The sequence below is a fragment of the Microbacterium sp. str. 'China' genome (assembly GCF_002993305.1).
GTDB lineage: Bacteria > Actinomycetota > Actinomycetes > Actinomycetales > Microbacteriaceae > Microbacterium > Microbacterium paraoxydans.
This window is the reverse complement of the sequence record NZ_CP027434.1, coordinates 2702620-2722757: the sequence shown is the minus strand read 5'-3', so window position 1 is coordinate 2722757 and position 20138 is coordinate 2702620. Positions and strand designations below refer to the sequence as shown.

General features: G+C 70.7%; 18 protein-coding genes. 16 read left to right on the top strand and 2 right to left on the bottom strand.

The features are described from left to right. Window positions 1–7 precede the first annotated feature (7 nt). From C6C15_RS13160 to C6C15_RS13135, 6 genes are all read left to right on the top strand, one after another. On the top strand, window positions 8–1138 hold the full coding sequence (locus tag C6C15_RS13160; RefSeq protein ID WP_105950316.1) for a DUF6226 family protein: 1131 nt from the start codon (window positions 8–10) through the stop codon (window positions 1136–1138). Window positions 1139–1215: 77 nt separating this feature from the next. Next, entirely contained in the window at window positions 1216–2319 is a 1104-nt protein-coding gene (locus C6C15_RS13155; protein ID WP_231919652.1) for an ABC transporter substrate-binding protein, read from the top strand. After that, window positions 2319–3116, top strand: coding sequence for an ABC transporter ATP-binding protein (locus C6C15_RS13150; protein WP_029989074.1), 798 nt, complete (start codon window positions 2319–2321; stop codon window positions 3114–3116). Before C6C15_RS13155 ends, C6C15_RS13150 begins: the two co-directional genes overlap by 1 nt. Beyond that, a complete protein-coding gene (locus C6C15_RS13145; RefSeq protein ID WP_060921266.1) occupies window positions 3109–3957 on the top strand; it encodes an ABC transporter permease in 849 nt (282 codons plus the stop codon). The genes C6C15_RS13150 and C6C15_RS13145 overlap by 8 nt, the downstream gene beginning before the upstream one ends. A gap of 108 nt (window positions 3958–4065) precedes the next feature. Continuing rightward, window positions 4066–5445 (top strand): NtaA/DmoA family FMN-dependent monooxygenase, encoded by a 1380-nt coding sequence (locus C6C15_RS13140; protein ID WP_105950315.1) that lies wholly within the window; start codon window positions 4066–4068, stop codon window positions 5443–5445. Continuing rightward, window positions 5438–6322, top strand: coding sequence for a ribokinase (locus C6C15_RS13135; RefSeq protein ID WP_105950314.1), 885 nt, complete (start codon window positions 5438–5440; stop codon window positions 6320–6322). The genes C6C15_RS13140 and C6C15_RS13135 overlap by 8 nt, the downstream gene beginning before the upstream one ends. Before the next feature lie 19 nt (window positions 6323–6341). On the opposite strand, the gene C6C15_RS13130 is transcribed toward C6C15_RS13135, so the two are convergent. Continuing rightward, window positions 6342–6944 (bottom strand): PadR family transcriptional regulator, encoded by a 603-nt coding sequence (locus tag C6C15_RS13130; RefSeq protein ID WP_025102352.1) that lies wholly within the window; start codon window positions 6942–6944, stop codon window positions 6342–6344. A gap of 103 nt (window positions 6945–7047) precedes the next feature. On the opposite strand from C6C15_RS13130, the gene C6C15_RS13125 reads away from it, so the two are divergent. Together C6C15_RS13125 and C6C15_RS13120 are read left to right on the top strand one after the other, a co-directional pair. After that, window positions 7048–7557 (top strand): flavin reductase family protein, encoded by a 510-nt coding sequence (locus C6C15_RS13125; protein ID WP_105950313.1) that lies wholly within the window; start codon window positions 7048–7050, stop codon window positions 7555–7557. Next, complete coding sequence (locus tag C6C15_RS13120) at window positions 7554–7943, top strand: riboflavin kinase (protein WP_083370911.1); 390 nt, start codon at window positions 7554–7556, stop codon at window positions 7941–7943. The genes C6C15_RS13125 and C6C15_RS13120 overlap by 4 nt, the downstream gene beginning before the upstream one ends. A gap of 29 nt (window positions 7944–7972) precedes the next feature. Here the strand turns inward: C6C15_RS13120 and C6C15_RS13115 are convergent, their stop codons facing one another. Beyond that, on the bottom strand, window positions 7973–9481 hold the full coding sequence (locus C6C15_RS13115) for a PucR family transcriptional regulator (protein ID WP_105950312.1): 1509 nt from the start codon (window positions 9479–9481) through the stop codon (window positions 7973–7975). A 93-nt stretch (window positions 9482–9574) separates the two neighbouring features. On the opposite strand from C6C15_RS13115, the gene gabT reads away from it, so the two are divergent. The 8 genes from gabT to poxB all read left to right on the top strand — a co-directional run bounded on the left by gabT (window position 9575) and on the right by poxB (window position 20086). Then, window positions 9575–10936 (top strand): 4-aminobutyrate--2-oxoglutarate transaminase, encoded by a 1362-nt coding sequence (gabT, locus tag C6C15_RS13110; protein WP_105950827.1) that lies wholly within the window; start codon window positions 9575–9577, stop codon window positions 10934–10936. An 89-nt stretch (window positions 10937–11025) separates the two neighbouring features. After that, the gene (locus tag C6C15_RS13105; protein WP_025102348.1) at window positions 11026–12408 is read left to right on the top strand and encodes a flavin monoamine oxidase family protein; all 1383 of its coding nucleotides are present in this window, start codon (window positions 11026–11028) and stop codon (window positions 12406–12408) included. Further along, entirely contained in the window at window positions 12408–13292 is an 885-nt protein-coding gene (locus tag C6C15_RS13100; RefSeq protein WP_085606317.1) for a universal stress protein, read from the top strand. The genes C6C15_RS13105 and C6C15_RS13100 overlap by 1 nt, the downstream gene beginning before the upstream one ends. Continuing rightward, window positions 13292–14848, top strand: a complete 1557-nt coding sequence (locus C6C15_RS13095; protein WP_025102346.1) for an APC family permease — start codon at window positions 13292–13294, stop codon at window positions 14846–14848. Before C6C15_RS13100 ends, C6C15_RS13095 begins: the two co-directional genes overlap by 1 nt. 14 nt (window positions 14849–14862) lie before the next feature. Further along, a complete protein-coding gene (locus tag C6C15_RS13090; RefSeq protein WP_105950311.1) occupies window positions 14863–16329 on the top strand; it encodes an NAD-dependent succinate-semialdehyde dehydrogenase in 1467 nt (488 codons plus the stop codon). 66 nt (window positions 16330–16395) lie between these two features. Next, the gene (locus tag C6C15_RS13085) at window positions 16396–17760 is read left to right on the top strand and encodes an NAD-dependent succinate-semialdehyde dehydrogenase (RefSeq protein ID WP_025102344.1); all 1365 of its coding nucleotides are present in this window, start codon (window positions 16396–16398) and stop codon (window positions 17758–17760) included. 123 nt (window positions 17761–17883) lie between these two features. After that, on the top strand, window positions 17884–18321 hold the full coding sequence (locus tag C6C15_RS13080) for a pyridoxamine 5'-phosphate oxidase family protein (protein ID WP_105950310.1): 438 nt from the start codon (window positions 17884–17886) through the stop codon (window positions 18319–18321). Between the two features lie 40 nt (window positions 18322–18361). Continuing rightward, window positions 18362–20086 (top strand): ubiquinone-dependent pyruvate dehydrogenase, encoded by a 1725-nt coding sequence (poxB, locus tag C6C15_RS13075; protein ID WP_060923243.1) that lies wholly within the window; start codon window positions 18362–18364, stop codon window positions 20084–20086. The last annotated feature ends 52 nt before the right edge of the window (window positions 20087–20138 follow it).

Below are 20138 nucleotides of genomic sequence, written 5' to 3'. Positions count from 1 at the left end.
TCGGTCGATGAGCAGCGGTGTCTTCCCCGGTCCCTTCGGTCCGATGCCCGAGGCGGGTGCCGCCGCGATCCTGTGGATGCCCCCGCAGCCGGACGCTCCGGGGCCGGTCCGGTTCGTCGACGGCTTCGAGCCCTTCGTCGAGTTCGCGCGGGGCCAGGGGAACGACCCTGCAGCGCTCGCCGTCGATCTCGGGGCGACGTGGGACTTCATCGCCGGTCATCCGGAGGTCCTCGAGAGCGACAGGCTGGCCACGGCGGCGGCGCGGTTCGTGGGGAACGTCATCGCGGTCGTGCATCCGGCCGCGACATGGCGGATGACGGGCGAGCCGGAGATCGGGACCAACACCCTCTCGATCCCGGTCGCGGGCCTCGTGCAGGGGATGGTGCAGCAGCCCGAGCAGCGGGACGCGCTTCTGCAGATGCTCGCGTCGTGGGAGCAGGACGACCTCGACGACGAGGAGATGAGGGCGCTGTCCGCGGAGGATTCCGCTCCCGCGGTCGTGGTCGTCCCGGCGCGCGCGTATGTCCGGCCTGCTCTCCCGCTCCTGGACTTCCATGACGAGAGCGGCGAGGTCATCCGTTACGGACGCCGCTGGCCCGATGGCATCGCGCCGGAGGAGTCGTACTCTCGGGAGAGCCACCCGGAGCGCTTCGCGCCGCTGCTTCTCGTGGTCGATGCGCTCGTCGAGCACCTCTCCCGCGAGTACGAGGTCGAGGCGCGGCGAGAGTCGGGGGAGGACGGGACGGAACGCATCGTGCTCGCACCGGCGTGCGGTGCGCGAGTCATCCTCACGCCGACCGTTCCCTCCGTCAGCATCGAGGCGGGCGCCCACTTCCACGCGATCGTGCCGTCGTGCATCTGCGATGCCTGCGACGAGACCGCCGAGACCGCGGCGGACGAGCTGGAGCGGATCGTGCTGTCGATCGCCGCTGGCGGCTTCCGGGAGAAGTACCCCGTCGGTCGCCGTGCGTGGCTGTACACCGAGATCCGGTCGCCGGACGGCGAGCGGCGGGAGAGCAGTTCCGGCCCCGCCCCGGACCACTCCGCCGAGGATCACGAGCGCGCGGCGGCCCTGCTGAGCGGACTCGACGACGGCTGGTGGCCTGCCTGGCCGCTCCGCTCGACCGCACAAACTTAGTTTGATCTTGCTTAGTCAAGATTGACTATGTTACTTTCATCGAGCCATCAATGACGAACGGCCGAGAAGGGACCCTCATGGCTACTTCCTCTGCGGAAACCCGATTCCGCACCACTGCCACCCTGACGTGCGTTCTCGCCGCCACGCTGACGCTCGGAGCATGCTCCTCGCCGGCGCCCGGCGGCGATACCGCCCCCACGAGCGCGGGCGGCAGCGACGCCTGCCAGCGCAACCAGGATGCCGGCACCATCACCTACATCTCCGGCTACGGCTACTCCGCTAGCGCCGGGCAGCTCGACGTGTTCCTGGCGAAGGAGCTGGGCTACTTCGACGACCTCTGCCTCGATGTGGAGATCAACGCCTCCGGCGCGAACGGGCAGCAGCTCGTCGCCTCGGGGCAGGCGCAGTTCACCGCGCTCGGCTCCGCCTCCGACGTGATGCTCGCCGCGGCGAACAGCAAGAACCTCACCGCGGTCGCGACCTACGGCACGACCCCGCCGTTCTCGATCTTCGGCAATGAGAAGCTCACCGACCTCACCGACCTCGAAGGCGGTTCGCTCGGGTACTTCATCAACCTCACGCCCATCGCCTCGGCCATGCTCGACGAGGCCGGCGTCGACGTCTCGAAGGTCGAGATGGTGAAGATGACCAACTACGACCCGACCGTCGTCGTGCGCGAGCAGGTCGATGCGATCGTCGGCTACGCCTCCAACCAGCCGCAGACACTCAAGGCACAGGACCTCCCGTTCAGCGAGTTCCTGCCCTCCGACCTCGGCGTCGAGGGCACGTACAACGTCATGGAGGTGAACTCGCGCTTCCTCGACGAGCACCGCGAGGTCGCGGCCGACTTCATGCGCGCGAGCCTCAAGGCCCTGCAGTTCTGTCTCGACGAGGCGGACGAGTGCATCGACATGCTGGCGGCCCTCGCGGAGGAGAACGGCCAGGGTGCGGCATTCCCGCGCGATCAGCTCGCCCGCACGTGGGAGGTCGAGTCGGCCTGGGTGCGCGAGAGCGCGGGCGGCAACCCCGGCGTGCAGACGGCGGACATGTGGCAGCCGGAGTACGAGATCGTGCAGGAGTACGGCGACGTGAAGGACCTCCCCGCCATCGCCGACATGATGGACCCGGATCTCGTGGCCGACCTGTACGACGGCGACACCCTCATCTGGGCGGAGAAGTGATGACCGCGGCACAGGGGGCGGGCGTCGAGGTCAGGAACGTCTCGAAGGCCTTCGGCGTCGACGGAGCCCAGGTGACCGTGCTCGACGACGTGAGCCTCACGATCGGCATGGGCGAGTTCGTGTCGGTGATCGGCCCCAGCGGCTGCGGCAAGTCCACGCTGCTCAAGGTGGTCGCCGGACTCCTCGACGCCGACTCCGGCACCGTCACGATCGACGGCGAGAGCGTCACGGCGGCCTCCCGCGACAAGAAGATCGGTCTCGTCCCGCAGTCTCCGGCGCTGCTGCCGTGGAAGACGGTGCGCGAGAACGTCGAGCTCCCCGTGCGGATCAACCGCGGGGCCAACGGCGACCGCGCCCTCCGCGACCCGGCCGAGCTGCTGTCGACGTTCGGGCTCGGCCATGCGCTGAAGAAGTACCCCGGGCAGCTCTCCGGCGGTATGCAGCAGCGCGCCGCGATCGCCAGGGCCTTCGTGTTCGATCCGGCGATCATGCTGATGGACGAGCCGTTCTCGGCCCTCGACGAGATGAACCGGGACCTGCAGCGCATCGCCCTGCTGGACTTCTGGCAGTCGAACCGCAAGGCCGTGATGTTCGTCACGCACTCGGTGCCGGAGGCGATCATGCTGTCCGACCGCATCGTGGTCATGGCGGCCCACCCCGGACGCATCGCCGAGGTGATCGATGTGAACCTCCCGCGGCCGCGGACCGAGGAGGCGTACGCGACAGACGAGTTCCGCGACCTGGAGGCAGTCGTGCGCGGTGCGCTGCGCGCGCAGACGGAGAAGGCCCATGTCTGAGCTGACGATGAGAGACACCACCGCCACCCTTGCGACCGCTCGCCTGAAGGCGCAGCCCCGCCGCGGGGTCCCCGGCTGGCTCCGCTGGGGATCGTGGGGACCGACCCTGATCACGTTCGTGATCGCGGCTCTGCTCTGGCAGATCGTGGCGTGGACCAACCCCTACGTCCTGCCGACGCTGGAGGCCATCGGCGCCAGCCTCGTCGAGGACGCGGGCATGTACTGGTCGAACTTCCTCGTGACGCTGCTCGAGGTCGTCGTCGGGGCCTCCGCCGGCATCCTCGCGGGCTTCCTGCTGGCCGTCGTGATGGCCGAGTTCCAGATCATCGAGCGGGCCGTCATGCCGCTGGTCATCATCGTGATGGTGACGCCGATCGTCGCGATCGCCCCGGCGCTGGTCGTCGCCTTCGGGTTCGGCATGGTGCCGAAGTTCATCGTCACCGGCCTCGTGGTCTTCTTCCCGATGCTCGTGAACTCGCTCGCCGGCCTCCGCGACGTGGACCAGAAGGCGCTCGACGTGTTCACGACGCTGCATGCCTCGCGGTGGGAGATCTTCCGCGAGCTGCGGTTCCCCGGCAGCATGCCGTACGTGTTCGCCGGTCTGCGCATCGCGCTGCCCCTCGCCGTGGTCGGCGCGGCCGTGGCCGAGTTCGTCGCGGCAGGGCAGCAGGCCGGTCTCGGCTCCCTCGTCACCACGTCGGCTGCACAGGCGAACCTGCCCGTGACCTGGGCGAGCATCGCCCTGCTCTGTCTGCTCGGGGTGCTGCTCATCGTGCTTCTCGCGGTCGTGCGCCGGCGCGTCCTGTGGTGGAGCGACGGCGAGGTCACCGCGAAGGGCTGAGCTCACGACCCCCGGTCCCGGGGGCGCGACCCCTGCGCCCCCGGGTTCCCCCGGCGTGCCCGGAAACTCCGAACGACACCATCCCCCACTCCCAGGAAGGCATCCGCCATGACCGCTCAGCACCCCGTGAAGACCCTGCGGCTCGGACTCTTCGAGAACGCCCAGGCGAACGATTCCGGCACCGCGACCTGGCGCCACCCCGACAACCGGCGCTACCTCTTCGACAAGCTCGACTACTGGCGCGACACCGCGCGCCTGGTCGAGGACGCGGGCTTCGACTTCCTCTTCCTCGCCGACGCGTGGGGCTGGGCGGACGTCGCCGGCGAGCGCCCGGACATCTGCTCGGTCGAGGGCCTGGACCTGCCGCGGCTCGACCCGGCGATCATCCTCGCCGCGCTCATCCCGGAGACCACCCGCCTCGGCCTCGTCGCCACAGGGTCGACCCTGCTCGAGCCGCCGTACTCCTTCGCCCGGCGCCTGGCCACCCTCGACATCCTGTCCGGCGGCCGGATCGGATGGAACGTCGTCACCACGGGCACCGCCGACACCGCGGTGCAGGGCTTCGGTGTGCCGATGGTCGGGCACGACGAGCGCTACCTGATGGCGGACGACTTCATGCAGGTCGTCTACAAGCTGTGGGAGGAGGCCTGGGAGGAGGGCGCGCTGGAGCGCGACAAGGCGGGCCGTTTCGCCGACCCGGCCAAGGTGCACCGCATCGCGCACGACGGGCCCTACTTCCGCTCGCACGGCTACGGCAACACGCAGCGCTCGCCGCAGGGCACGCCGGTGCTGTTCCAGGCCGGGGCGTCGCCCGCGGGCCGCGAGTTCGGCGGCAAGCACGGCGAGGCGATCTTCGTGGGGAGCGGCTCTGTCGAGCAGCTCCGTGCGCATTCCTCGGCCATCCGCGAGGAGGCGGTGAAGAACGGCCGTGGCGCGCACGAGGTGAAGATCATGTCGGCGTTCGCCGCGGTCGTCGGCAGCACCGAGGAAGAGGCGCGCCGCACGTATGCGGAGGTCGCCGACGCGCAGAACCCCGAGGTCACCGTGGCGTCCTACGCCTGGTTCACCGGCCTCGATCTGTCGTCGTACGACCCGAGCACGCCGATGTCGGAGCTCAGCACCGAACTCTCGCAGACGCAGGTCGCCCGCTTCGCCGACAAGACGGTCGGCGATGTGCTGGGCGACTGGCACGCGCACGGGGTAGGCGCCCGGCCGATCGTGGGTACGCCGGAGCAGGTGGCGGACCGGATGATGGAGCTCGCCGACGGCGCGGACCTCGACGGCTTCCTCTTCGCCCCGGTGATCCCCCCGGCGTCGACCGCCGACTTCATCGAGCACGTGCTGCCTATTCTCAAGGAACGCGGGGCGATCACCGACCCCGCCGCCGAGCCGCAGTCGCTGCGGGAACGGCTGATGGGCACCCCGACGCCCGCACTCGCCGAGTCCCACGTGGGCTCGTCGTTCCGGCGGACGATGGCCCGTGTCTGAGACCCTCGCCGGCGTGGCCGTCGTGGGGAGCGCGAACCTCGATCTCGTGGTCGAGGTCTCGCGCCCACCCCGCGTCGGCGAGACGCTGCTCGGTCGGGCCGGGGGACGCTTCCCCGGTGGCAAGGGCCTCAATCAGGCCGTCGCGGCGGCGCGCACCGGAGCCTCGACGCGGTTCTGCGGTGTCGTCGGAGCGGACGAGGCGGGGGCCGTGCTGGAGGCGGCGCTCACGGAAGCGGGCGTGGACGCCGCGCTCCGCCGCTCCGCGTCCGCGCCGACCGGGGTCGCGCATGTGCTGGCCTTCGACGACGGCGACAACAGCATCCTCGTGGCGGCGGGGGCGAACGGCGAGCTCACTCCGGAGGACGCCGTGGCCGGGATCGCCGGGGCGGCTGTGGTGCTCGCCCAGCTCGAGGTGCCGTTCGCCGCGGTCGCCGCGGCCCTCGTGGCCGCCCGGGGTGCGGGGGCGCGCACGATCCTCAACGCCGCCCCCGCGCACGAGGCGGCGGTCGAGCTGCTCCCGGAAGTGGACGTGCTGGTCGTGAACGAGACGGAGTGCGCGGAGCTCGGCGGCGTCGAGCGGCTCCTCGGCGCCGGTGCCGGAGCGGTCGTGCTCACGGAGGGGGCCGCGGGTGTGACGCTGCATCGGCCGGGACGGCCCGGGGCGCACGTGGCGGCCTTCCGCATAGACGCCGTCGACACGACGGGAGCCGGGGACGCCTTCTGCGGCGCCCTCGCCGCCGGGCTCGCCCAGGGTCGAGACACCGAGCACGCTCTCGTGCGCGCCTGTGCCGCGGGGGCGATCGTCGCCCGACACCGCGGGGCGACCACCCCGGCGCTCACCGCCGATGCCCTCGACGCCCTGGTGGCCGGGCGCTGAGTCGCGTGCGCCCTGCGGGTCACCGCGGGGGAGCGGGTTCCGCCTCCGTCGTCTCCGCCGTCTCGCCGGCGAACGTGTACGCTCCGGCGCGCAGCCGCTCCAGCAGCGTCAGGAGCCACTCCTTCTCGGCGGTGAGTCGGGCGGTGGAGAGGTCGAAGATCTCGCGGACGTACTCCGGGGTCGTCTCCGAGCGCAGGGTGTCCTGCACGTCGAAGCCGTTCTGCGTGATGATCGCGTCGCTCTTGATGAGCCGATGCTCGAGCCCGGCGATGACCTCCTGCCGGCTGAGGACGAACATGAACGAGGCCACGGTCATGATCGCCTGGGTGTCGAAAGCCGCGACGTTCCACAGGTTCTCACGCAGCATGCGCTGCAGCTCCACCTCGCCGGCCGGGGTGATGCGGTAGGTGGTGCGCGCCGGGCGCTTGCCCTCGGTCTCGGTGCCGCTCTCCGCCACGTAGCCGTCGACCTCGAGCGCGCGGAGGGCGTTGTAGATCGAACCGGGCTGGATGTGCGCCCATTCGTCGACGTGCCACGTCATGAGCTCGCGGCGGAGGAAGTAGCCGTGAACGGGCTGGAACTGCTTGACGGCGCCGAGGACGACGAGGCGGGTGGTCGACATGCGCTTCATGCTAATGGCTCGGTGTCGTGAAATCTGTTGTTTGCATGGTCAAAAATGCATATGATTCGAACTAGTCAAAGTTGACTAACGAAAGGACTTTGTGATGACCACTGCCGTGACCGACGCCCTGCCGCGGGACCGCGCTCTCCGTCGCGCCTTCTCCGTCTACCCGACCGGTGTGGTCGCGCTGGCCGCCCACGTCGAGGACCGTGCCGTCGGCATGGCGGTCAACTCCTTCACCTCGATCTCGCTGGAGCCCGCGCTCGTCGCCGTCAGCGCCGCCCGCACCTCGAAGACGTGGCCCGTGCTCCGAGCCGTCCCCGAACTGGGGATGAGCGTCCTCGCCGCGCACCACGAGCCGCTCAGCCGCTCGCTGTCCGCGCGCGAAGGAGACCGATTCGGCGGCCATGCCTGGCATCGCTCGGAGGGTGGGGCCGTGCTGATCGACGACGCCGCACTCTGGCTCACCTGCCGCTTGCACAGCACCTTCGACGGCGGCGACCACGAGATCGCGCTCTACGAGATCCAGGACGTGACGCTCTTCGACGACGTCGAGCCGCTCGTGTTCCACCAGAGCCGCTACTGCGCGATCTCGCCCGCCGCAGACGTGTGACCGGACCGGCGCTCCCGGTGCTCTCCGGCCTGGTCGTCCCCGGCGACGGTCGCGGGCGGCTGCTCGGCTTCCCGACCGCGAACCTCGCCCTGCCCGAGCGCCTGCTGCCCGACGATGGGATCTATGCGGCGTGGGTGCGGCTGCCCGGCGACGACCGACGGTGGGAGGCGACGGCGAGCGTCGGTGTCAATCCGACGTTCTGCGGCGACCGGGCGCGGCGTCTCGAGGTGCACCTGCACGACGTCGACCGCGACCTCTACGGACAGCGGCTGTCGGTCGAGCTCGTGGCGCTGCTCCGGCCGACGCTCCGTTTCGACGCGGTGGAGGAGCTCGTCGCCCGGACCGCCGCGGACGTCGCCGCTTCCCGGCGGCTCCTCGCCGGCTGAGCCCCCGTCGACGCGGGTTCGGGGCCGGGTCAGTCGCGCGCGGTCTGCAGCAGCGCCCACACCTCGGCCCGGGCGGGGAAGGTCGTCAGGTCGACCCCGAGGAGGGCTCCGGCGTGGGAGACCCGGGAGCGGAGGGTGTGCCGGTGGATGCCCAAGGCGGCGGCGGCCTGCTCGGCCCGCGCGTCGTGGTCGAGCCAGGTGCGCAGCGCGTGTTCGAGCGCGGTGCCGTGGGCGGCGTCGTGCTCCCGGAGCGGGGCGAGTCGCGACTCGGCGACGAGCCGGGCCTCATCCGTGGCCAGAGCGGTGAGCAGGCTCGACCCGACCGTGTCGGCGTACCGGACGGCACCGCTCGTGCCGGGCTGACGGAGCGCGACGAGCGCCTGCGCGTGGGCCCGGGAGAAGGCGTCGTACCCCTCCGGAGCGGAGACGCCGACGCGGGCGGTGAAGCGGGCGGCCACATCGTCGAGAAGCGGCTCGTCGGTCGCGGAGATGCAGATGACGACGCCGTCCTCGGAATCGGCGAGGAACGCGGGAGTGCCGTGGTCGAGGCGCCGGCGCTCCCACCAGTCCAGGAGCGGTTCCGCCGGGGCGTCTCCCGTCACGGCGACCACCACGGGGGCGGGCGGGAGGCTCCCGAGCACCCGGCGCGCGAGGCCGGGGTCGTCGCCCAGGAGCGAGCGCAGCAGCTGCGTGTGCAGGCGGCGACGGCCGCGCGCGAGCTGCTCGCTCTGCTCCCGCGCGAGTCCGGCCATCGCGATGACCGACGTGACGACGGCTCTGGCCTCCTGGTCGAGGGCGTCGGCCTCCACGGCGAGCACGCCGCGCAGGTGCCCGCCCCGCCCCACCGTGAAGAGCATGAAGGTGTGTGCCTCGAGGGTGAGGGACTGCCCTGCCTCGAGTCCGCGGTCGAGGATCTCCTGGACCCGCGTCCCGAGCTCCTCCCGGACGCCTGCGGAGAGGGCGTCCCGGGGGTGGGTGACGAGCAGGTCCCCCGTCGCATCGAACATGCCCGCCCAGGCGTCGAGCCGACGGCCGAGTTCGGTGACGATGGCGTCCAGCCCGCGCGGTCGGAGCGCGGCGAGGGCCAGGGCGCGCTGGGTGTCGAGCGCCCAGGTGCGCCGGGCGTAGGCCTGCGCCGCGATCGCTTCGGAGTGGGCGCGGGCCACGGCGATGAACGGCGTGCGGTACGGCACCTCGAACAGCGGGATGCCCTGGTCGGCGCACGCCGCGATCAACTCTTCCGGCGTGCCCGAGCGATGCACGTCGGTGCCGAACCCGAGCCCCAGCACCCCGCGCTCGGCGAGGCGCACGACGTAGGGCGGGATGGCGTCCGCGTCGTCGAACTGGGCGCCGGTGGTGAGGAGCACCAGGTCTTCCGCGAGGAAGGGTGTCGGATCCGCGAGATCCGAGCTGTGCACCCAGCGCAGCGGACGGTCGAGTGCGCCGTCCGGCAGGTCCGCGGCGGCGGAGACGAGGCGCAAATCCAGATCACGGCGCCGCAGCAGGGCGGACAGCGTTGGTGGATCGGTGGGGGCCATGCGATCTCCGGTTGTACGAGACGGCGAAATCAGTTCTCCGATTGTACGACCCGGCGAATGCGGGTGTCTCCGATGCCGCCGTACGCTCGCGACATGGCTCTCCTCGACACCGCAGCACCCGCAGTCCCCCTCGGCGGCCCCGACCTCCCGCAGGAGCGTCGCCTCGTCACGGAACTCCCCGGCCCGCGGTCGGCCGAGGTCCTCGCCCGCAAGGCGGACGCCGTCGCCGCCGGTGTCGGACACACCGTGCCCGTCGCCGCCGTCGCCGCCGGGGGAGGGGTGGTCGTCGACGCCGACGGCAACTCGCTCATCGACCTCGGCTCCGGCATCGCGGTGACCACGGTCGGCAACGCGCACCCGAAGGTCGCCGCGGCCGTCGCCGCGCAGGCCGCGCAGTTCACCCACACCTGCTTCATGATCTCGCCGTACGAGTCGTACGTCGGCGTCGCCGAGGCGCTCAACCGCGTCACCCCCGGTGACTTCGCCAAGAAGAGCGCCCTGTTCAACTCCGGCGCCGAGGCCGTCGAGAACGCGATCAAGATCGCCCGCAAGCACACCGGACGCCAGGCCGTCGTCGCGTTCGACCACGGCTACCACGGCCGCACGAACCTCACCATGGCGCTGACCGCGAAGTCGATGCCCTACAAGAGCGGCTTCGGCCCGTTCGCCCCCGAGGTCTACCGCGCGCCGATGTCCTACCCGTTCCGCGACGGACTCGAGGGCGCAGAGGCCGCGGCCCGCGTGATCCTCCAGCTCGAGAAGCAGATCGGCGCCGACAACCTCGCGGCCGTCATCATCGAGCCCATCCAGGGCGAGGGCGGCTTCATCGTCCCCGCCGACGGCTTCCTCCCCGCGATCGTCGACTGGTGCCGCGCGAACGGCGTCGTCTTCATCGCCGACGAGGTGCAGACCGGGTTCGCCCGCACCGGGCACATGTTCGCCAGCGAGATCTTCGGCATCGAGCCCGACCTCATCACCACCGCCAAGGGCATCGCGGGCGGGCTGCCCCTCGCGGCCGTGACCGGTCGCGCCGAGATCATGGACGCCTCGCACTCCGGCGGCCTCGGCGGCACCTACGGCGGCAACCCGATCGCCTGCGCGGCGGCGCTCGCGGCCATCGACGTGTTCGAGAACGACGGCGTCATCGAGCGGGCCCGCGAGATCGGCGAGATCCTCATCGGCCGCCTCACCGCCCTCCAGTCCGAGGACGCCCGCATCGGCGACGTCCGCGGTCACGGTGCGATGGTCGCGGCCGAGTTCGTGGACCCGGAGACCAAGGCTCCGGACGCCGCGCTCACGGCCGCCGTGGCCAAGGCGTGCATCGCTCAGGGCGTCATCGTCCTCACCTGCGGCACGTACGGCAACGTCATCCGCTTCCTCCCGCCGCTGTCCATCGGCGACGAGCTGCTGAACGAGGGCCTCGACGTCGTGGCCGAGGCGCTCGCCGGCGCCTGACACTGTCCGGTCGCGTCCCCGGATCGGGGGATTTCGGGACGCGACCGGTACTTCTTCCCCCGCATCCCCCGACGACGAAGGAGTTGCAGATGGCTGAGATCACCCGCGACGTGCTGATCGTGGGCGCCGGAGCCGCAGGGCTCACGGCGGCCAACGACCTGCGGAAGGCCGGACTGTCGGTCGCCGTGCTGGAGGCCCGCGACCGCGTGGGTGGCCGGCTGTGGACCGACGTGATCGACGGCGCCATGCTGGAGATCGGCGGCCAGTGGGTCTCGCCCGACCAGGACGCCCTCAAGGACACGATCGAGGAGCTGGGGCTCGAGACCTACAGCCGCTACCGCGAGGGTGACAGCGTCTACGTCGGCCCGGATGGTCAGGCCCACCGCTTCACGGGCGAGATGTTCCCGGTGTCGGCGGAGACCGAGGCCGTGATCGCCCGCATCACCGGCATCCTCGATGCCCTCGTCGCCGAGATCGACCCGGACAAGCCGTGGGAGCACCCGAACGCGGCCGAGTGGGACTCCATCTCGTGGGACGCCTGGCTGCGGTCGCAGACCGACGACGACGAGGCCGTGCGCAACCTCGCCTTCGCGACCGGCTCGGCGATGCTGACCAAGCCGACCCATGCCTTCTCGCTCCTGCAGTCGCTGCTGATGGCGGCGTCCGCCGGCTCGTACTCGAATCTCGTCGACGCCGATTTCATCCTCGACAAGCGCGTCGTGGGAGGGCTCCAGCAGGTGCCGCTGCGCCTCGCCGAGCGCCTGGGTGACGACGTGCTGCTGAACCAGCCCGTCCGCAGCCTGGAGTGGTCGGAGGACGGGGTCGTGGCGACCACCGACGACCTCACGGTCCGGGCACGGTACGCGATCCTCGCGCACGCCCCCATCCTCTACAACCGCATCTCCTTCGTCCCGCCGCTGCCCCGTCGTCAGCACCAGCTGCACCAGCACCTGTCGATGGGCTTCGTCATCAAGGTGCACGCCGTCTACGACCGCCCGTTCTGGCGCGAGCAGGGCCTGAGCGGTACGGCGTTCAGCCCGTACGAGCTCTCGCACGAGGCGTACGACAACACCAACCACGGGGACGAGCGCGGCACCCTGGTCGGTTTCGTGTCCGACGCCAACGCCGACGGCGTGTTCGAGCTGTCGGCCGAGGAGCGCAAGGAGCGCATCCTCGAGTCGCTCTCGCACTACTACGGTCCCGAGGCCAAGAACCCGGTCGTCTACTACGAGAGCGACTGGGGCAGCGAGGAGTGGACCCGCGGCGCGTACGCCGCGAGCTTCGACCTCGGGGGTCTGCACCGCTACGGCGCCGACCTGCGCACGCCGGTCGGACCGATCCACTTCGCCTGCAGCGACATGGCCGGAGCGGGTTACCAGCACGTCGACGGGGCGATCCGCATGGGCCACCTCGTCGCGGCGAACATCGTCGACGCCCGCCGCGAGGCCGGCGCTCCCGAGAGCATCGGCTGATGACCGGCTCGGTCGTCGTCGGCTACACGGCGACGGATGCGGGGGCCGACGCGGCGGCGCTGGGCGCACGACTGGCGCGCAGCATCGGCGCGACCCTGCACCTCGTGATCGTGCTGCCGACCGAGGGGACCCGGAGCGCCGCCGTGCCACCGGAGCGCGCCTACGAGGACGTCATCCGGAAGCAGGCGCGGAGCTGGCTGCAGGACGCGGTGGTGCGTCTGCCGCAGGAGCTCGTGCGCAGCGGCCACGTGCGCTTCTCGGAGTCGTTCGCCGAGGGCCTCATCGCCGCCGGTGAGGAGTTCGACGCCAGCGTCATCGTGATCGGCACGGCCGGTGGAGGCCTCTTCGGCCGGCACCGCCTGGGCAGCGTCGCGTCGGAGCTGCTGCATTCCTCGCCGATCCCGGTGGCCCTCGCGCCGTCCGGTCTCGCGCAGCAGGACGACCACGTGCTCCCGCGCGTCACCGTCGCCGTGGGCACCCGGCCCGGCGCGGAGGGCGTGCTCGACCAGGCCGTCGCCCTCGCCGGCGCCGCCGAGGTGAGCCTGCGGCTGGTGTCGCTCGTGCCGTTCGACGTGCCCCCGGGACTCGACACCGGGGCGATCCGCCTCGCCGGCAGCGAGCACGCGCACCAGGTGCTGGCCGTCGCCGCCGAGCGGCTGCCGGACGGTCTCGGCGCCGTCGTCGAGGAGGCCCCCGGCGAGACGGTGGAGGACGCCGTCGCCGGGCTCTCCTGGCTCCCCGGCGAGGTCGTGCTCGTCGGCTCCAGCCGGCTGGCGCAGCCACGCCGACTCTTCCTGGGCTCCACGGCGGCGAAGATGCTGCACGAGCTGCCCGTCCCCATGATCGTCGTCCCGCGTACCCGCGATGAAGCAGGAGACCGCTGATGAGCAGCACCAACCGGGCGACGGAGCCCGCATCCGGCGTCACGACCGGAATCTCGACGAAGGGCCTGAGCGCCGGCACCGTCGGCCTGATCGGCGCCGTCGTGATCGGCATCTCGTGCATCGCCCCCGCCTACACCTTCACGGCCGCCGTCGGCCCCACCGCGTCCGAGGTCGGCGCGCAGATCCCGGCGATCATCCTCGTCGGCTTCATCCCGATGCTCCTCGTGGCCTTCGGCTACCGCGAGCTCAACAACCGCATGCCCGACTCCGGTACGTCCTTCACCTGGGCCGCCAGGGCGTTCGGGCCGTGGGTGGGCTGGATGGCCGGCTGGGGCCTCGTGGTCGCCACGATCCTCGTGCTCTCCAACCTCGCCGGCGTCGCGGTCGACTTCCTGTTCCTGCTGCTGTCGCAGATCACGGGCAACGCGGAGATCGCCGATCTCGCCGGCGTGACCTGGATCAACATCGGCGTCTGCCTGCTCTTCATGCTGGGCGCGACGTGGGTGTCGTACCGCGACATGCAGACCACGCAGAAGCTGCAGTACTGGCTCGTCGGATTCCAGATCCTCGTGCTCGTGTTCTTCGCGGTCGCCGCGATCGTGCAGGCCGTGGGCGGCAACGGCTTCGACTACCAGCCGTTCGACCTCAACTGGTTCAACCCGTTCGCAATCTCGTCGTTCAGCGCGGTCGCCGCCGGTCTGTCGCTGTCGATCTTCATCTTCTGGGGCTGGGACGTCACCCTCACGATGAACGAGGAGACGAAGGACCCGGAGAAGACCCCTGGGCGGGCGGCCACCGTCACCGTGCTCACGATCGTCTCGCTCTACCTGCTCCTCGCCGTCGCGATGATCATGTTCGCGGGCGTCGGCACGGGGGAGCTCGGCCTCGGCAACGGCGACATCCAGGAGAACGTGTTCTTCCACCTCTCCGGACCGATCCTCGGGCCGCTCGCGTTCCTCGTCTCCCTCGCGGTGCTCACGAGCTCGGCGTCGTCGCTGCAGTCGACGTTCGTCGGTCCGGCCCGCACCCTGCTCGCGATGGGCCACTACGGCGCGCTCCCGAAGTCGTTCGCGAAGGTGAGCCCGCGGTTCTTCACCCCGGGCTACGCCACGATCGTGTCGGCCATCGTGGCCTCCGCGTTCTACGCGGTGATGCGCGTGGTCAGCGAGGACACGCTGTGGGACACGATCCTCACGCTCGGCATGATGATCTGCTTCTACTACGGGATCACCGCGTTCGCCTGCGTCTGGTACTTCCGCAAGCAGTGGTTCGACTCGGCGCGGAACGTCTTCTTCACCTTCCTGTTCCCGCTTGTGGGCGGCATCATCCTGGCGATCCTGTTCTTCACCACGCTGATCGACTCCATGGACCCGGCCTACGGCTCCGGGTCGGAGATCGGCGGCATCGGGATCGTCTTCATCCTCGGCATCCTCATCATCGTCGTCGGCATCGCCGTGATGATCTGGAACGCCATCCGCCGCCCCGCCTTCTTCCGCGGCGAGACGCTGGGTATGGACGCTCCGCCCAGCCGTCGTCGTCGTCCCACGTCCGTCTGAAAGAGAGAGAATCCATGAGCACTCAGAACGAGCAGGCGCTGCTCGACAGCATCCCCACCGGCCTCTTCATCGGCGGGGAATGGATCGAGGGGGAGACCGGCGCGACCTTCGACGTCAAGGACCCCTCGACGAACCAGGTGATCCGCACGATCGCCGACGCCACCCCCGCGGACGGCATCCGGGCGCTCGACGCCGCCGTCGCCGCGCAGGAGGAGTGGGCCGCGACGGCACCGCGCGTGCGCGGCGAGATCCTCCGCCGGGCGTTCGATCTCGTGCAGGAGCGCAAGGAGGACCTCGCGCTGCTGATGACGCTCGAGATGGGCAAGCCCCTCGCCGAGGCCCGCGGCGAGGTCGCCTACGGCGGCGAATTCCTCCGCTGGTTCAGCGAGGAGGCCGTGCGCATCAGCGGCCGCTACGGCCTGAACCCCGAGGGCACCGGTCACATGATCGTGTCGCAGCGCCCCGTCGGTCCGTCGTTCTTCGTCACGCCGTGGAACTTCCCGTTCGCCATGGCCACGCGCAAGATCGCCCCCGCCCTCGCCGCCGGCTGCACCGTGGTGATCAAGCCCCCGGCACTCACGCCGCTCACGACCATCTTCTTCACGACCCTGCTCGAAGAGGCCGGTCTGCCCAAGGGCGTCGTCAACGTCGTGCAGACCTCGAAGTCGAGCGCCCTGTCGGCGCCGATCATCGCCGACCCGCGTCTGCGCAAGCTGTCCTTCACCGGGTCGACCGAGGTCGGCCGCAAGCTCATCGCGCAGGCCGCCGAGGGCGTGCTCCGGGTGTCGATGGAGCTCGGCGGCAACGCGCCGTTCGTCGTGTTCGACGACGCGGACCTCGACAAGGCCGTGGACGGCGCTCTCGCCGCGAAGTTCCGCAACATCGGTCAGGCCTGCACGGCGGCGAACCGCTTCATCGTGCACAAGGACGTCGCGGGCGAGTTCGCCAAGCGCGTCACCGAGCGTGTCAACGGCATGAAGATCGGCCGCGGCACGGAGGAGGGCGTGGCGATCGGCCCGCTCATCGACGAGAACGCCGTGGCCAAGGCCGGCGAGCTCGTGGACGACGCCGTCGAGCGCGGCGCGACCCTGCTCGCGGGCGGCAAGGCGCTCGAGGGCACCGGCACGTTCTACGAGCCCACGGTCCTCACCGACGTCGTCCCCGGTTCCGCGATCCTCCGCGAGGAGATCTTCGGCCCGGTGCTCGCCATCGCGACCTTCGAGACCGAGGACGAGGCCGTGCGCCTCGCCAACGACACCGAGTACGGCCTGGTCTCCTACGTCTTCACCGAGAACCTGCAGCGCGGTCAGCGGATGATCGACGCGCTGGAGACGGGCATGATGGGTCTCAACGTGGGTGTCGTCTCCAACGCGGCGGCTCCCTTCGGCGGCGTCAAGCAGTCCGGCGTCGGCCGCGAGGGCGGCTTCGAGGGCATCCACGAGTACCTGTCCACCAAGTACACGCTGATCCCGGTCTCCTGACCTTCCCCCTGAACGGCCTGGGTCCCTGAGCCTGTCGAAGGGCCCCAGCACACGAGAGGACAACTCATGACCGACTACGCCGTCGTCAACCCCGCCACCGGCGAGACCCTGGCGTCGTACGACACGTTCACCGACGCGCAGATCGAGGAGGCCGTCGCCGCCGCGGACGAGGCCCACCGCGAGTGGTCGCGCTCCACCACGGTCGCCGACCGTGCCGCGCTGCTGCGCCGTGCAGCCGAGCTGCACCGCGAGCGCCGCGAGGAGCTGGCCGACATCTTCGTGCGCGAGATGGGCAAGCCGCGGGAAGCCGCACTCGGCGAGGTCGACTTCGCCGCCGACATCGCGGAGTACTACGCGGACCAGGCCGAGGACATCATGGCCGACCAGCCCATCAAGATCCTCGGGGAGGGGTCGGCGATCATCCGCCGCTCCTCGCTGGGACCGCTCGTGGGCATCATGCCGTGGAACTTCCCGGCGTACCAGATCGTGCGCTTCGCCGCGCCGAACCTGATCGTCGGCAACACGATCCTCCTGAAGCCCGCGCCGCAGTGCCCGGAGTCGTCGAGCGCGATCGAGGCGATCTATCACGACGCCGGCTTCCCGAAGGGCGCGTACCAGAACGTGCTCGCCACGAACGACCAGATCGCGGCGATGATCGCGGACTGGCGGGTGCAGGGCGTGTCGCTGACCGGCTCCGAGCGTGCCGGCGCCGCGGTCGCCGAGGTCGCGGGCCGCAACCTCAAGAAGGTCGCACTGGAGCTCGGCGGGTCCGACCCGTTCATCGTGCTCTCCACCGACGACCTCGACGCCACCGTGCAGGCGGGCGTGGACGCACGCCTCGACAACAACGGGCAGGCCTGCAACGGCGCCAAGCGCTTCATCATCGTCGACGACCTCTACGACGCGTTCGTGGAGAAGTTCACGGCGGCGATGGCGGCCGTCGAGGCGACCGATCCCACGCTCGACGACACGGTCCTCGGCCCGGTCTCGTCGGAGGCGGCGGCGGAGAACCTGCAGAAGCAGATCGACACCGCCGTGGCCCAAGGTGCGACCCTGCTCACGGGCGGCACGCGCGACGGGGCGTTCTTCGCACCGACCGTGCTCGCCGACGTGACCCCGGAGATGGACGTCTACCGCGAGGAGCTGTTCGGCCCCGCGGCCGTCGTCTACCGTGTCGCGGACGAGGAGGCGGCGGTCGCGCTGGCCAACGACACCACGTTCGGTCTCGGCTCCTACGTCTTCACGACGGACGAGGCGCAGGCGGAGCGGGTGGCCGACAGGATCGAGGCCGGCATGGTCTACGTGAACCTCGTGCTCGCCGACAGCCCCGAGCTCCCGTTCGGCGGCATCAAGCGCAGCGGCACGGCTCGGGAGCTCGGCCACCTGGCCGCCGACGAGTTCGTCAACAAGAAGCTGATCCGCATCGGCTGACCGTCGACCCACCCCGTTGCGGCCGAGCGGCCCCCTTGCGTGCGCACGCAAGGGGGCCGCTCGCACGAGAGGGGCCGGGTCGACGGGGGTGCGCGTCGAGGACAGACGAGGCACAATGGCGGCATGAGTGCGCACACGGATCCGGTCCAGTCCCTCACCGCGGAGCAGAGCTGGGAGCACCTGCGCAGCCAGGAGCTCGGGCGGCTCGTGACCCGGGTCGGCGAGACCATCGACATCTTCCCCGTGAACTATGCCGTGGACGGCGAAGGACTCCTGTTCCGCACGGCCCCCGGGAGCAAGCTGTTCGAGCTGACGGTCAACGCCGACGTGCTCTTCGAGGTCGACGACCACACGGACACCGCCGCCTGGAGCGTCATCGTGCGCGGGCGTGCGGAGGCTCTGGAGACCGACGCCGACATCGAGCGGGCGGAGGCGGCGGGTCTGCGTCCGTGGATCCCGACCGACAAGCGCGTGTACGTGCGCATCGCCCCGGCGTCGGTGTCCGGCCGCGCGTTCCGGCGCGATCCCGAGCCCGACCGGGACGGCCCGCAGGAGTACTGAGCCCGGCCCGGGGAGGCCTCGGCGGGCGTAGGGTCGGGGTATGGCCAACGTCGCTGAGAACATCGTCAAGACTCTGAACGCCAACGGAGTCGACCGGGTCTACGGCATCCCGGGCGACTCCCTGAACGGACTCACGGACGCCCTCCGCAAGGACGGCCGGATCCGCTGGGTGCACGTACGCCACGAGGAGTCCGCCGCCTTCGCCGCCGCGGCCGACGCCGGCACCACCGGAGACCTCGCCGTCGTGGCGGGCTCGTGCGGCCCCGGCAACCTGCACCTCATCAACGGCCTGTACGACGCGCAGCGCTCCCGCGTGCCGGTGCTGGCCATCGCCGCGCACATCCCGACCGTCGAGATCGGCACCGGGTACTTCCAGGAGACCCACCCGCAGGAGCTGTTCCGCGAGTGCAGCGTGTACGTCGAGTACGTTGCTGACCCGTCGCAGATGCCGCGGCTGATGGAGATCGCGATGCGCGCGGCCATCGAGCAGCGCGGCGTCGCCGTCCTCGTGATCCCGGGTGACGTGGCGCTGTCCGAGATCGCGGACGACCGCGCCGTGGTGATCGAGCGCACCCGCCCGCTGATCCAGCCCAGCGGCCCGGAGCTGGAGAAGGCCGCGACCATGCTGAACGCGGCGAAGAAGGTCACCATCCTCGCCGGGGCCGGCGTGGAGGGCGCGCACGACGAGGTGATCGCGCTCGCCGACGCGCTCGGAGCCCCCATCGTCCACGCGCTGCGGGGCAAGGAGTTCATCGAGTACGACAACCCGTTCGACGTCGGGATGACCGGGCTGCTCGGCTTCGCGTCCGGCTACCGGGCCATGGAGGCCGCCGACACGCTCCTCGTCCTCGGCAGCGACTTCCCGTACGAGCAGTTCTACCCGGAGCACGCGACCACCATCCAGGTCGACATCCGCGGGTCCCAGCTCGGCAAGCGCCACCCGCTCGACCTCGGCCTCGTCGGTGACGTGAAGGCGACCGCCGAAGCCCTGCTGCCCCGTCTCGCGCGGAAGGACGACCGCGGCCACCTCGACGACGCCGTGGCCCACTACCGGAAGACGCGGAAGAAGCTCGACGAGCTCGCGGTGCCGGCCAAGGGAAAGCGGCCCATCCATCCGCAGTACCTCGCCCGACTGCTGGACGAGTACGCCGCCGACGACGCGATCTTCACCGCCGACGTGGGCTCGCCCACCGTCTGGGCCGCGCGCTACCTGTCCATGACCGAGGGGCGCCGGCTGATCGGATCGTTCACGCACGGCTCGATGGCGAACGCCCTGATGCACGGCATCGGCGCGCAGGTCGCGCATCCGGATCGTCAGGTCGTGGCGCTCGCCGGCGACGGCGGCCTCGCGATGATGCTCGGCGAGCTGCTCACGCTCACCCAGAACGGTCTCCCGGTCAAGACGATCGTGGTGAACAACTCGTCGCTGAACTTCGTGGAGCTGGAGATGAAGGCCGCCGGCTTCGTCACCTATGGCACCGGGTTGGACAACCCCAGCTTCGCGGCGATCGCCGAGGCCATGGGCATCTTCGCCCGTCGGGTGGAGCGCAGCGAGGATCTGCCGGAGGCCGTCCGCGAGGTCCTCGCGCACGACGGTCCCGCGCTCCTCGACGTCGTGACCGAGCGCCAGGAGCTGTCCATGCCGCCCGCGATCGAGGCCGCGCAGGTCAAGGGCTTCGCGCTCTACGCCATCCGCACGGTCATGTCGGGTCGCGGCGACGAGCTGCTCGACCTCGCACGGGCGAACTGGCGTCAGCTCTTCTGACGCGGCCCTCCGCCACGTGACGCCGGCTCGGGACCCCCTCCGGATCCCGAGC